The following is a 13,258-nucleotide window of genomic DNA, read 5'->3' on the forward strand; positions in this document are numbered from 1 at the left end:
GCGGCCCGCGACCGCGCACCGCGCGGGGTGGGCGCGTCGGCCTCGCGCTGCTCGCCGCGTTCGCGCTGTGGAGCGGCCTGACGTTCCTGTGGACCGTCGAGCCGTCCGGCACCTGGCGCGAGCTCAACCGCGCGGTGCTCTACGCGATCGTCGCCGCCACCGCGATGGCGGCCGCGTCCCTCGCCGGGGACCGCGCGATCGAGCGCACCGCGCTCGGCCTGCTCGCCGTCGCGACGCTGACCGCCCTGTGGGCGATTGCCGGGAAGCTCATCCCCGGGGTCACGCTGTTCGGGCTCGTCGACCTCGACCACACCCGCGACCTCGCCCGCCTGCGCGCGCCGCTGGGCTACTGGAACGCGCTGGCGCTCATCTGCGTGCTCGGCATCCCGATCGGGCTGCGGCTCACGACCGACCGGGCGCGCAGCCCGCGCGTGCGACTCGGGGCGCTCGCCATCCTCTTCCTGCTCGCCACGACGCAGCTGATGACGTACTCGCGCGGCGGGATCCTCGCGCTCGTCGTCTCGATCGGACTGCTCACCGCGCTCGGCCCGCACCGCCTGCGCACCCTCATCGTCGTCGCGGTCGTCGCCGCCTGCGCCGCCCCCGGGCTCGTCTACGCGTTTGAGACCGACGCGCTCGTCGGCAACGGCGTCCCGCTCGACACGCGCGAGAGCGCCGGGCTGAAGCTCCTCGCGATCCTCGTGCCGTGCCTGCTCGCACTGCTCGCGATCGGCTGGGGGCTGCTGCGCTCGGAGGACCGCGTGCGCTGGACCGCCGCGCAGAGCCGCCGGGTCTGGCGGATCGTCGGGGTGCTCGCCGTGTCCGCCGCGTTCGTCGGCGCGTGCGTCGCGATGGCCGAGCACGGCGGCCCGCGCGGCGCGCTCGACTGGGCGACCTCGTCGTTCACCGAGGAGGCCAAGGACGAGCAGTTCGACCCCAGCCGTGTCGTCACCGCGAACTCCGGCAACCGCTGGACGTGGTGGAAGGAGGCCGCGGGTGGGCTGCGCGACCGGCCGCTCGGCGGCTGGGGCGCCGGCTCGTTCCCGGTCGTCCACAAGCTCTACCGCGACGACCAGCTGAGCGTCGTGCAGCCGCACTCCGTGCCGCTGCAGTTCCTCGTCGAGACCGGGGTCGTCGGTGGGCTGCTCGCGCTCGGGGCGATCTTCACCCTGCTCGGCGTCGGGTACCTGCGCGTGCGCGACATGCGCCCCGGCCGCGAGCGGGAGCTCGGCGTGACCCTGCTCGCCGCCGGCGTGGCCTGGACCGTGCACGGCATCTTCGACTGGGACTGGTCGCTGCCCGGCGCGACGCTCCCGATGATGGTCGCGATGGGCACGCTCGTCGCGCTGCCCGCCCGCGCCGTGCCCCCGCGCGAGCGCAGCGTCGAGGCGCTGCTCGGCTCCTCCGCGTCCCCCGGCCGCTGGGGCCTCGTCGCGCTCGCCGCGCTGCTGGCGGCGGCGGCGATCGGGTCGGCGCAGCTCCCCGCGCGCGCCGAGAGCGTCGCCGCGGAGGCCGAGACGATCGCCGGCGACCGGCAGGACCCGGTCGCGCTCGAGCAGGCCGCCGCCCGCGCCGACCTCGCCGCCCGCCTCGATCCCGTGTCGGTGCGGCCGCTGTTCGTGGCGGCCGCGATCGCGCAGGGCCGCGGCCGGCTGATCGAGGCGCGCCGGCTGCTGCTCGACGCGGTCGACCGCCAGCCCTACAGCGCGGAGGCCTGGTACCGCCTGGCGCTCGTCGCGCTCGCGCTCGCCGACTTCGAGGGCTTCCAGGACGCCGCCACCCGCGCGCTGCGCAACGACCCGTCCAGCGGGACGGCGCTCGGGCTCGCGCGGCGCGCCGAGCTCGCGCGCACCCCGACGTCCGCGTCCGCGACCGCGACCGGCACGCCGCTCGCCGCCGCCGGCGCGGTGGCGCCCGTGGGCGTCGCCCCGGCGCCGACCGACCCGACCGGCGCCGCCGCGCCGACCGGCGCGGCCGGTGTCGCGCCGACCCCGGTCCCGACGCCGACGCCCGCGCCGACCGTGACCCCGGACGCGGTCGCGACGCCGGGCCTGCCCGCCTCGCCGTAGCCCGCCCGGCGGGTCCGCCGGTCGGGCGGACGCCGGTCCCCGGGGCCGCTCAGGAGTCGGGCGCGACGAGGATCGGGACGATCCCCTTCAGCAGCGCGTAGCCCGCGCCGATCGCCACGAGGACGAGCAGAACGCCGATCACCCGCTCGCTCGGCAGCCACCGCGACGTCGCCGTGCGCGTCGCCGGCCGTCGGCGCTGCGGGCGCTGCGCGCGGCGTCCCCGGCCCGGGCGCGCGTTGTCGCGCAGCGCGAGCAGCTCGGCCCGACGCGCCGCGCTGATCTGGACCGGGGCGGCCACCGGGGCCTGCGCCTCGTCGTCCTCGGGGAAGACGAGCTCCTCCTCCAGCTCCCGCGTCGGCCGCGCCGAGCGCGTCCTGCTCGAGCGTCGGCCCGTCCACGTCGAGGTCGCCGTCCCCGTCGCCGTGGGGGAAGAGCTCCTCCTTGGACGGGACCGGCTTCCCGGCGCGGCGGGCCGCGCGACGGGCGTGCTTGGCGGCCTTCTTCTGGCGCTTGCGCTCCTGGGCGGCGGCCTGCTCGCGCGCCCGCTCGGCCCGCTCGCGCGCCTCCTCCTCGCGGGCGAGCTCCTCCTCCGCCAGCTCGGCACGCTCCTGCGCGTCCCGCTCGGCCTGCTCGAGCTCGGCGGCGTGCGCCTGCGCGGCCGCGAGCTCGGCGTCGGCCGCCGCCTGCCGCTCCGCCTCCACGCGCGCCGTCTCGGCGGCGGCCAGCGCCTGCTCCTGCGCCGCGTCGCGCGCCTCCTGGGCCTGCTGCTCGGCGACCTCGCGCTCGTGGGCCTGCCGGTCGGCGAGCTCCTGGGCGGCCTGGGCCTGCTGCTCGGCCAGCGCGCGCTCGTGCGCCTCGCGCTCCGCGGCCTCGCGGGCGGCCTGCGCCTCCTGCTCGGCGAGCTCGCGCTCGCGCGCCTCCCGCTCGGCCTCGAGCTGCGCGGCGCGCGCCTCCCGCTCCGCCGCGGCGCGCTCCTGCGCCGCCGCGGCCGCCTGCGCCTCGGCCTCCGCCGCGGCGGCCCGGGCGACCTCCGCGGCCGCGGCCGCCTCGTCGGAGGCCGCCGACAGCTCCTCGACCCGTGCCTCGAGCACGGCGCGCGCCGCCGCCTCCGCGTCGGCGCGGCCCGCCTGCTCGCGCGCCGCCTCCAGGGCCACCTCGAGCTCCTGCTCGGTGCTCTCGCGCGCCCGCAGCTCGACCTCGGCCCGCTCCTGCGCCGTGAGCGCGGCGGCCTGTGCCGCCTCCAGGGCGCGCGCGACCCGGTCGCGCTCCTGCGCCGCCGCGGTCGCCTGCGCCTCGGTCTGCTCGACGAGCGCCTGGATCTCGCCGGCCTCGCGGTCCGCGGCGTCGGCGTCCCGCTCGGCCTGCAGGCGCAGCTCGGCCTGCTCGCGCGCCCGCCGCTCGGCGTCGGCGGCCTCGTCACGGGCCGCGCGCGCGGCGACCTCGAGCTGCTCGACCCGCTCCAGCGCGGCCGCCGTCTCCGCGTTCGCGGCGGCCACCGCGGCCTCGAGCTCCTCGATCTGCCGGTCGGCGAGCTCCTGCGCCTCGGTCCGGGCGGCGAGCGCCGCCGCCTCGGTCTCCTGCACGCGCCGCTCGGCCGCGGCGAGCGCCTCGGTCGCGCGGCCCAGCTCGGCCGCGAGCGTCTCGGCCGCCTCGTCGGACTCCTCGCGCACGGCGACGAGGTCGGACGCGAGCGACGCCGCCGTCTCCCGCTGGCGCGTGGCGGTCTCGCGCAGCTGCTCGACCTCCGCGGTCAGCGCGGCGATCCGCTCCTGGGCCTCGCGCTCCTGCGCCGCTGCAGTCGCCTGCGCCTCGGCGAGCTGGCCGGACACGTCGGCGACGTGCTCGGCGTCCGCGCGCGCCTGCTCGTCGCGGGCGCGACCGGTCGCCTCCAGCTGCTCCTCGAGCGCCTGGATCCGGGCGCGCGCCTCGTCGAGCTCGCGCGCACGGTCGGCCGCCTCCTGCTCGGTCGCCGCGACGACGGCGGTCGTCCGCTCCACCTCGGCGACCGCCTCCGTGCGGGCCTGGCGCGCGGCGTCGGCGGCCTGCTCCAGCTCGTCGACGCGGGCCTGCAGCGGCGCGACCTGCGCGGCCTGCGGCTCGAGCTCGGCGACCCGGGCCTCCAGCGGGGACAGCTCGTCCAGCCGCGCGCGGAGCGCCGGCAGCGCCAGCGCGTCGGGCTCCAGCTGCTCGATCCGCCGCTCGGCGTCGGCCGCGCGGGCGGTCGCCGCGGCGAGCGCGGTGCGCGCGTCCTCGAGCTCGGCCTGCACGGCGCCCGCGCGGAGCGCGTCGGGGCGCAGCGTCTCGACCTGGGCGACGAGCTCGTCGACGCGCCGCCCGGCCTCCTGGGCGCGCCGCTCGGCCTCGTCCAGCGCGGTCCGGGCCAGCGTGAGGTCCTCGCGCGTGGCGTCGACCTCCTGTGCCGCCTCGCGCTCGCGCTCCTGCAGCGAGGCGCGCGTCGCCTCGAGCTCGGTCCGCAGGGCGGTGCGCTCACCGGTCGCCGCGTCGAGTGCCGTGCGCAGCTCGGTCGCCTGCGCCTGCGCGGCGTCGAGCGCCTCGCGGACGGTCGCCGCCTCGCCGCCGGCGGTGTCGAGCTGGGTCCGCAGCTCGGCGGCCCGTCCGTCGGCCGCCTCGAGCCGGGCGCGCAGCTCGGTCGTCTCCGCGGTCGAGCGCTCGAGCGTCTCCCGCGCGGTCGCGGCGTCCGCGGTCGCCGCGTCCAGGCGCCCGCGCAGCTCGGTCGCCTGCACGTCCGCGGCGTCGAGCGCCTCGCGGACCTCGGCGGTCTGCGCCGTCGCGGCGTCGCGCTGCTCTCGCACGGACCGCGCCTCGTCCTCCAGCGCGGCGAGCCGGGCGCGCGCCTCCTGCAGCTCGGCCGCGGTCGCGGCGGCCTGCTCCTGCGCCGCACGCAGCTCCTCCTGGGCGGCCTCGGTCTCGGCGCGGGCCGCGGTGAGGTCCGCGTCGGTCTCCTGCGCGTCGCTGCGGACCTCGTCCGCGCGGCGCTCGGCGTCCTGCGCGGCCTGCCGGGCGGCGGCGAGGTCGGCGCGCGCCGCCTCCTCGCGCTCGCGCGCCTCGCGGGCCTGCTGCTGCGCGGCCGCGGTCTCCTCCTGGGCGCGGGCGAGGTCGGTCGCGGAGACCTCCGCGGCCTCGCGCGCGGCCTGCGCCTCCGTGTCCGCCTCCTGCGCGCGGGCGAGCGCCGCGGCCGCCTCGAGCGTCGCGCTCTCCGCGGCGGCGCGCGCGTCGGCCAGCGACGCGTCGCGCTCCGCCACCGTGCGGGTCAGGGCGTCGCGCTCGGTCCGCAGCTCCTCGAGCTCCGCGGTCAGCTGCTCGCGCTCGTCGCCGAGATCGTCCAAGCGCGCCGCGGTCTGCTCGCGCGCGCGGTCGAGCTCCGCCGCCCGCGCCTGCGCGGCCTCCTGCGCCTCGCGCAGCGCCGCCACCTGCGCGTCGCGGTCCGCGGTCAGCTCCGCGACCGCCGCCTCCGCCGCGGCGAGTCGGGCCGTCAGCCGGTCGCGCTCCGCGGCCGTCGCCTCCTGCTGGGCGGCGAGCGCCTCCTGCGCCTCGCGGGCCTCCGTCGCGCGCGCGTCGAGTGCGGCGCGCACGCGGTCGTGCTCGTCGCGCAGGGTCGCGAGCTCCCCGGTCGCGCGATCGTGCTCCTCGCGCAGGTCGGTCAGCTGCGCCAGCGCGGCCGCCTCCTGGTCCCGCAGGTCGGACAGCTCCGCGTCGGCGGTCGCGATCCGCTCCTGCGCCCCGTCGCGCTCCTCGCGCGCCCGGGCGAGCGCCTCCTGCGCGGACCGCAGCTCGTCGGTGAGCTCCTGCAGCCGCGCGGATGAGGCGTCCTGCTCGGCCGCGAGCGCGGCAAGCTCCGCGGCGGTCCGGTCCCGCTCCCCGGAGACCGCGACCAGCCGCGCCTGCAGCTCTTCGCCGCGCGCGCCCAGCTCCTGCTCCAGCGCGGAGCGCGCGTCGGCCGCCTCGGTCGCGAGCCGCTCCGCCGCGACACGGCGATCCGCCTCCTCGACGGCGCGCTGCTCGGCCGCCCGGAGGCGCTCCTCGGCCTCCTGGGCCTGCGCGATCGCCGCCGCGGCCCGCTCGGTGGCCAGCGCCGCCTCGCGCTCGGCCTCGCGGGCCTCCTCGCGCGCGTCCTGCGCGCCGACCCGCAGCTCCTGGGCCTCCTCGAGCGCCTGCGCCGCCCGCTCCTGCGCGGCCTCGCGCGCGGCGGTCTCGTCGTCCAGGCGCTCCCCGGCGTCCTGCGCGGCCGACCGGGCGGCCTGGAGCGCCGACCGCGCCTCCTCGAGCTCCCCGGTCAGCCGGGTGACCTGCGCCTCCAGGGCGGGCACGGCCTCACCGCGCTCCTGCGCCTCCTGCGCGGCGGTCCGGGCGGCGGCGAGCGCCGTCTCGGCGTCCTCGGAGCGGGACTGCAGGGTCGCGAGGCGGTCCTGCGCCTCGGTCAGCTGCCGCTGCAGCGACTCGCGCAGGTCCCCGGCCCCGACGAGCTCGCCAGTCAGGTCACGGATCTGGGCCTGGGCGTCGGCGAGCTCGCGCGTCGCGGTCGCCGCGCGCTCGCGCAGCTGCTCCGCGGAGGTTCGCTCCGCCGCCAGCGCACCCTCGAGATCGCGCGCGTGGGAGACCGCGCTCTCCGCCTCGCGCGCGGCCTGCTCGGCCCGCTCGGTCGAGCTCGCCAGCGACGCCTCGGCCTCGTCCGCGCGCTGCTCGAGCTCCTCGACGCGGCGCAGCAGCTCGACCTCGCGCTCGGCCAGGCCGTCCGCCTCCGCCGCGCGCTCCCGCAGCCCCGCGATGCTCTCCTGCGCCTCGCGGGCGTCGCGCTCGGCCCGCTCGGCCCGGATCTCCGCCTCGGCGGCCCGCTCGGCCGCCTCCTCGGCGGCCTGCTCCAGCTGGGCGGCCCGCTCGCGCGCGTCGGTGGTCCGCTGCTCGAGCGCCAGCAGCCGGCTCTGCGCCTCTGCGACCTGCGCGTCGAGCACCGTCGCCCGCTGCGCCTGGGCGGCCGCCTTCTCCCGCAGCTCGGTCTGCGCGGCGTTCGCGCCCTCGAGATCCCGGGCCAGCGAGGTCGCCTGCCGCTCGAGCTCGGCGGCGCGCCGCTCCGCCTGCTCGGCGCGCTCCGTCAGCTGGGCGGCGACCGACCGGGCGAGCTGCGCCTCCTCGTCCAGGGCGGCGGACCGGGCCTCGGAGCGCTCCGCGCGCGCGACCGCCTCCTGGGCGGCGCGGGCGGTCTGCTCCTCCAGGCGCGCGGCGCGACCGCGCTCCTCCTCGAGCGCCGCGCGGACCTCGGCGAGGGTCGTCTCGAGCTCCTGCGCCTGCGCGGTGCGCTCGCGCGCCTCGTCGCCGAGCGCCGCCAGGCGCTGCTCCGCGTCGCGGGCGCGGGCCGCCGCCGCGTCCAGCTCCTGCGCCAGCCGGGTCGCCGCCGCCGCGTCCTCCTCACGGCGGGCGAGCGAGTCCTCGAGCTGGGCGATCTGCTCGGCGGTCACCGCCGAGCGCTCCGCGGCCTCCCGCGCGCGGGCCTGCTCGCCCTCCTGCGAGCGCGCGAGCTCGGCCCGCAGCGCGCGCAGCTCGTCCCCGCGCGCGACGACCTGCGCCTCGAGCTCCTGCACCCGCGTCGCGGTCTCGCCCGAGCGCTCCAGGGCCTCCGCCAGCTGCTCCTCCAGCGCGCGGGCGCGCTCCTGCGCGGTGAGCGCCTGCTCCCGTGACCGGGCGGCGAGCTCCTCGGCGTCCTCGAGCGCCGCGACCCGCTCCCGGGCCCCGGCCAGCTCGACCTGCAGCTCGCGCAGCTCGGCCTGCACGCGGTGCGCGGTCGCCTCCGCCTCCTGCCGCGCCCCGCCCTGCGCACGCAGCCGCTCGCGCGCCTCGTCGAGCTCGGCGGCCGCCGCCTCGGCCGCGGTGCGGCGCAGCCGCTCCTGGTCCAGGGCGCCCTGCAGCGCCTCGGTGCGCGCCGCCTGCGCGCGCGTCTCCTCGAGCTCGCGCTCCAGCGCGGCGACCGCCTGCTGCGTCCGGGTCGCGGTCTCGTCGGCCTCGGCCGCCCGCTGCTGCGCGGTCTGCGCGGCGCGCTGCAGCTCCTCCAGGCGGCGCTGCGCCTCGTCGGCGCGCGCGTCGGCCGCCTGCCGGGCCTCGTGCGTGGCGGCGAGCCGGCCCTCCAGGGACCGCTGCGCGTCGTCGCGACGACGCAGCTCGGCCGCGGCGGCCGCCGCCTCCTCACGGGCGCGGGCGGCCTCCTCGATCGCCTCGCGCGCCCGCTCGGCGAGCCGCTCGTTCTCGGTCTGCGTGCCCTCGGCCTCCGCGAGCGCCTCCGTCGCGGTCTCGCGCGCCCGCAGGGCCTCCGCCTCCGCGGCGGCCGCCTCCTGCCGGGCGAGCTCGCGGGCGCTCGTCGCGGCGGCGGTCGCCTCCGCGGCGGCCCGGCGCTCGCGCTCCAGCGCGTCCTGCGCGGCCGCGCGCGCCTGCTCGAGCTCCTCCCGGACGGCGGCGACCTGCGCGAGCGCGTCGGCCGCCTCCTGCTCCTTCGCCGCGAGCGCGTCGGCGAGGCGCTGCTGCTCGACGCGCACCTCCTCCTCGCGGGCCTGCTGCTCCTCCAGCGTGCGCGCGACCTGCTGCTCGCGCGCGCTCGCCTCCTCGGCGGCGCGCGCCTGGGCCTGCGCCGCGACCCGCGCGCGGGCCGCCTCGTCCTCGATCTCGGCGAGCTCGCGCTCCGCCCGCGCCCGCTCCTGCTCGCGCGCCGCCTCGACCTCGGCCGCCGCCCGCGCCACCAGGGCGCTCACCTCGGCCTGGCCCGCCTCGCGCACCCGGGCGATCTCCTGGTCCAGCGCCAGACGCGTCGACTGCGCCTGCCGCTGCACGCGCGCCGATGCGTCCTCCACCCGGCGGCGCGCCTCGCGCTCCTCCGCGGCGGTCCGCTCGGCGTCCTCCCGGGCACGCTGCAGCTGCTCCAGCCGCTCCTGCGCGTCGCGCAGCGCCTGGCGGCGCTCCTCCGCGGTCCGCTCCGCCTCCTCGCGGCGCCGGCGCTCGTCGCGCAGCGCCGACCGCAGACCGCCCTGCTCGCCGTCGGCCGGCGCGCTCGCGCGCTCGCCGCGGGCCGCCGGACGCGGCAGGTCGACGAGCACGCCGCGCCCCGCGTCCAGCGCGTACGCCAGGCGGCCGCTGGCCAGCAGCTGGGCGGGCGCGGAGAACGCCGCCCGCCAGAACGGGCCGTCCGGGGCCGCGAGCGGCGCCACGTCGTCCGGGCCGGGGAGCGTCGCGAGGCGGTGGCTGCGCCGCCCGTCGTCGATCACGAGGACCGGCGGGGAGAGCCGCTCACGGCCGTCGGCGCGCCAGCGCCCGGCGATCCGCAGCAGGACGGTGTCCGCCCCGGCGGCGACGTGCTCGAAGGTCTCGACCTCGAAGGCGGGGTGGCGTGGGCTCATGACGACGCGCCCGATCCGTCGGGCGAGGACGTGAGTCTAGGCGCGCGGACGGTCACGTCCGCAGGTCCGCCAGCGCGTCGAGGGCGGCGGCGAGCACCGCGTCGGGTCCCGCGGTCGCGTCGAGCACCCGGAAGCGGTCGGGCTCCGCGGCCGCGAGATCGTCGTACGCGGCCGCGATCGTCGCGAAGAAGTCGTCCCCCTCGCGCTCCAGCCGGTCGGCCTCCTCGCCGCGCACGCCCTGGCGCGCCCGGCCCGTCGCCGCGTCCAGCCGCAGCAGCAGCGTGCGGTCCGGGGCCAGCCCACCGGTCGCCAGCGCGTTCACCGCCCGCACCGTGTCGACCCCCAGGCCACGACCCGCGCCCTGGTAGGCCAGCGAGGAGTCGACGAACCGGTCGAGCAGCACCCAGCGTCCCTCGTCGAGCAGCGGCCGCAGCCGCTCGGCGACCAGCTGGGCGCGCGCCGCCGCGTAGATCAGCGCCTCGGCCGCCGGGTCGACCCGCAGCGCCGGGTCCTTCACGACCGTGCGCAGCCGCTCGCTCAGCGCCACCCCGCCAGGCTCGCGCAGCAGCACCACCGGCGTGCCCGCGCGCGCGAGCGACGCCTCGAGGGCGGCGGCGAGGGTCGACTTGCCCGCCCCGTCGATCCCCTCGATCGTGATGAGGCGTCCGGCCATCGCCCCGGAACCTACCGGCGTGACGGGCCTCGCGGGTCCCGGTCGACTCTCACGTTCGGTGCGTCGACTACCCTCGCGAGCCGTGTCCCTCCCGTCGCTCGAGCAGCACCCGCACGCGCAGGCCGTCCTCGGGCCCGCGCTCACCGGCGGACGGGCGTCGCACGCCTACCTCTTCCACGGGCCGCCCGGCGCCGGCAAGCGCGACGCCGCGCTCGGCCTCGCCGCCGCGCTGATCGCCGACGGGTCCCCGGACGCGGCCGGGGCCGCGCGCCGCGTGCGCGAGGGCGTGCACCCGGACTTCACGCACGTGCGCCCCAGCGGCGCCGGGGCGATGATCAAGGAGGACATCGAGGAGCCCGTCGTCATGGGCGCCACGCGCACGCCGTTCGAGGCGCGACGCCGCGTCTTCCTGCTCGAGCAGGCGGACACGATGAACGACACGGTCGCCAACCGGCTGCTCAAGACGCTCGAGGAGCCGCCGGACTACGTGCACCTGATCCTCGTCACCGACCGCTTCGGCGACGTGCTGCCGACGATCGTCTCGCGCTGCCAGCCGGTCCGCTTCGAGGCGCCGACGCCGCAGCAGCTGCGCGACGTCCTCGGCCGGGCGGGAGCGAGCCCGGAGGTCGCGGACGCCTGCGCCCGGCTCGGGCTCGGCGACGCGGAGCGCGCCCGGCGGCTCGCGCTCGGCGACGGGCCGGCGCTGCGCCACGGGGCCGAGCGGCTCGCCCGCGCGATCGTCCGCGGCGACCTCGTCGACCGGCCCTGGGAGAGCGTCCTGAAGGTCATGGGCGACCGCGCGCACGCCGAGTACGACGTGCGCATCGCCGCCACGGAGGAGGCGGTCGCGCTGCTCCCCAAGAAGGAGCAGAAGCGCGCGCAGAAGGAGGGGGAGACCGCGGCCAAGCGGATGATGCGCCGGACGATGAACGAGGCGCTCGACCACGGCCTGCAGCTCACCGGCCTGTGGTTCCGCGACCTCGCGTGCGTCGTCGACGGGGTCCCCGAGCTCGCCCACAACGCCGACCGTCGCGCCGAGCTGACCGCCGACGCGGAGCTCGTGCCGGACGCCCGCGCGCTGCGGGACGCGGTGGCGCTGGTCGACGAGACCCGCGCGCGGTTCCAGCTGAACGTGACCGAGGAGCTCGCGCTCGAGGCGCTCGCCTCCCGCGTCGAGCGCCGCCTGGCCGCCGTCCGCGACGCGTAGCGACCCGGCCCGGCGCCGAGCCGGTCCGGTCCGGTCTCCGGACGGTCACCGCGGGGTCACAGCCGCTTCACGCGATCCCCGCGCACGCAGGGGGAATCTCGGGGTCATGACGGTCCGTCACGCGGTCTCCGGGCTCCTCGTCCTCGCGGCGGCCGGCGCGGTCGCGACGCTCTGCGTGCAGCGCTCGGACGAGCTCGCGGACGCCCTGCGGGCGGTCACCCCGGTGACGTTCGCGGTGCTCGTGGCGCTGCACCTCGCCACGCTCGTCGCGCGGTCCGAGGCGTGGCGGCTGTCGCTCGGAGCGGTGGACGCGCGCGCGGTCGCGCGCCGCGACGTGCACGGCGCCAACGCGGGCGCTTTCCTGGCCGGGTCGCTGCAGGCGCACGTCGGGCTGCCCGTCCGCGTCGCGCTGCTGCGCCGCCTCAGCGGCGGCCGGGCGCCCCGGCCCGCGCAGATCGCGGTCGCCGACGTGCCGATCTTCGTCCTGGAGGTGGCGGGCGCCTGCCTGCTCCTCGTCGCCGCCGTCGTGCTCGCGGGCGGCGCCTGGTGGGTGGCGCCGGGAGCGCTCGCGCTCGGGGTCGGCCTGCCGCTGGCGGGCCGCGGGCTGCTGCTGCGGTTCGGGGCGACGCGCCCGTGCACGCGCGGCCTCGCGGTCCTCGGCGAGCCAGGGCTGCGCGGTCGGCTCGCGGCCATCGTCGGCGTGATCTGCGCCCTCGGCGCCGTCCGCGCCGGCGTCGCCCTCTGGGCGGTCGGGCTGCCGCACGGGCTCGCGGAGGTCGCGCAGCTGTTCGCGGCGCTCGGGGTGCTCGGCCTGCTGCCGCTGGGACCGAGCGCGTCCCCGGCCGCCACGGTCGCGACCGCCGGCGCGGGGGCGGGGACCGCGGCGGTCACGGGCGCGCTCGCGGCGGGCCTGGTGATCAGCGCGACGTCGATCGCCGCGGTGCTGCTCTACGCGCTGCTCGTCGGGGCCGTCGTGGCGCTACGGGCGCACCGGCGGGATCTCGCCGATCGGGCCGAGCCGCGGCGCGCGCCCGTGCAGGCCGAACGCGCGGAAGGTGTGGAAGCGCGCGTGGTCGGGGCCGTGGAAGTCCGCGGAGCCGGTGGTCAGCAGGTCGAGGCCCGCGCAGTGGTCGACGATGAGCCGCGTCTGCTCGGGGGTGTGCGTGACGTAGAACGCCTCGACGCCGTCGAGTCCGGCGGCGGCGAACCGGTCGATCGCCCCGAGGACCTCGTCGGGGTCCGACAGGTCCCAGAACGGGTGCGCCCACACGGCCAGGCCGCCGGCCTCGTGGATGATCTCGATGCAGCCCTCGACGGTCGGGGCGGCCCGGGGACGGAACGCGGCCCCGCCCGGGATCAGGTAGCGCACGAGGACGGCGTCGGCGATCTGCATGACCGTGTCCCCCGGCCGGGCGAGACCCTCCGCCGCCAGGCGCTTCGCGTTGCCGGGGTGCGACGCGACCGCGCGCGCCAGGTGCGGCCGCCCGACCGCCCCGCCGGCGGCGCGGCGGGCCGCCAGCTCCGTGCGGTCCACGATCAGGCCCTCCTGCTCGAGCGCGTCCGCCATCCGCGCGGCCCGCGTGCCCCGGTCCGCCCGGCAGAGTCCGAGCACCTCGAGGAGCCGCGGTGAGTGGTGGTCGACGCAGTAGGCGAGCATGTGCAGGTCGTCGTGCTCGCCGTCCAGGACGCTGATCTCGACCGCCGGGACGATCCGCACCCCGTGCTCGCGGCCGGCGGCGATCGCCTCGTCGACGCCCTCGACCGTGTCGTGGTCGGAGAGCGCGAGCAGCTCGACGCCGGCGGCGGCGGCGCGCGCGACGACCTCGCGCGGGGGCAGGGCCCCGTCCGAGCAGGTCGAGTGCGACTGCAGGTCGAACGTGGGCGCCTCGGGCGGCGGGACGGCCATCCCGGG

The 13,258-nt window shown here is 79.4% G+C and carries 5 protein-coding genes; 1 reads left to right on the forward strand and 4 read right to left on the reverse strand.

What is annotated here, in order from left to right; translation table 11 throughout:
- Positions 1–1,699: 1,699 nt before the first annotated feature.
- Together GKE82_RS18755 and tmk are read right to left on the reverse strand one after the other, a co-directional pair.
- Positions 1,700–9,466 carry a hypothetical protein gene (locus tag GKE82_RS18755; protein ID WP_154734346.1) on the reverse strand — a complete coding sequence of 2,589 codons (7,767 nt, stop codon included), beginning with the start codon at positions 9,464–9,466 and terminating at the stop codon, positions 1,700–1,702.
- Positions 9,467–9,518: 52 nt separating this feature from the next.
- Positions 9,519–10,139: a dTMP kinase gene (gene tmk / locus GKE82_RS18760; protein WP_154734347.1), complete on the reverse strand. Its 621-nt coding sequence runs from the start codon at positions 10,137–10,139 to the stop codon at positions 9,519–9,521.
- 82 nt (positions 10,140–10,221) lie between these two features.
- Here tmk and GKE82_RS18765 point away from each other — a divergent pair, with 82 nt between their 5' ends.
- A complete protein-coding gene (locus tag GKE82_RS18765; protein WP_196189314.1) occupies positions 10,222–11,346 on the forward strand; it encodes a hypothetical protein in 1,125 nt (374 codons plus the stop codon).
- Positions 11,347–11,413: 67 nt separating this feature from the next.
- Here GKE82_RS18765 and GKE82_RS18770 read toward each other — a convergent pair whose 3' ends face one another.
- A complete protein-coding gene (locus GKE82_RS18770) occupies positions 11,414–12,109 on the reverse strand; it encodes a hypothetical protein (protein ID WP_154734349.1) in 696 nt (231 codons plus the stop codon).
- A gap of 216 nt (positions 12,110–12,325) precedes the next feature.
- Entirely contained in the window at positions 12,326–13,252 is a 927-nt protein-coding gene (locus tag GKE82_RS18775; protein WP_107568578.1) for a PHP domain-containing protein, read from the reverse strand.
- Positions 13,253–13,258: the final 6 nt, after the last annotated feature.

The organism is Conexibacter sp. W3-3-2, from assembly GCF_009707605.1.
In the GTDB taxonomy this organism is placed as follows: domain Bacteria; phylum Actinomycetota; class Thermoleophilia; order Solirubrobacterales; family Solirubrobacteraceae; genus Paraconexibacter; species Paraconexibacter algicola.

Excerpts from the sequence above, each read along its gene's own strand:
- GKE82_RS18775 (WP_107568578.1), bottom strand. The coding sequence starts at position 13,252 with ATGGCCGTCCCGCCGCCCGAGGCGCCCACGTTCGACCTGCAGTCGCAC.
- tmk (WP_154734347.1), bottom strand. The coding sequence starts at position 10,139 with ATGGCCGGACGCCTCATCACGATCGAGGGGATCGACGGGGCGGGCAAG.
- GKE82_RS18755 (WP_154734346.1), bottom strand. The coding sequence starts at position 9,466 with ATGAGCCCACGCCACCCCGCCTTCGAGGTCGAGACCTTCGAGCACGTC.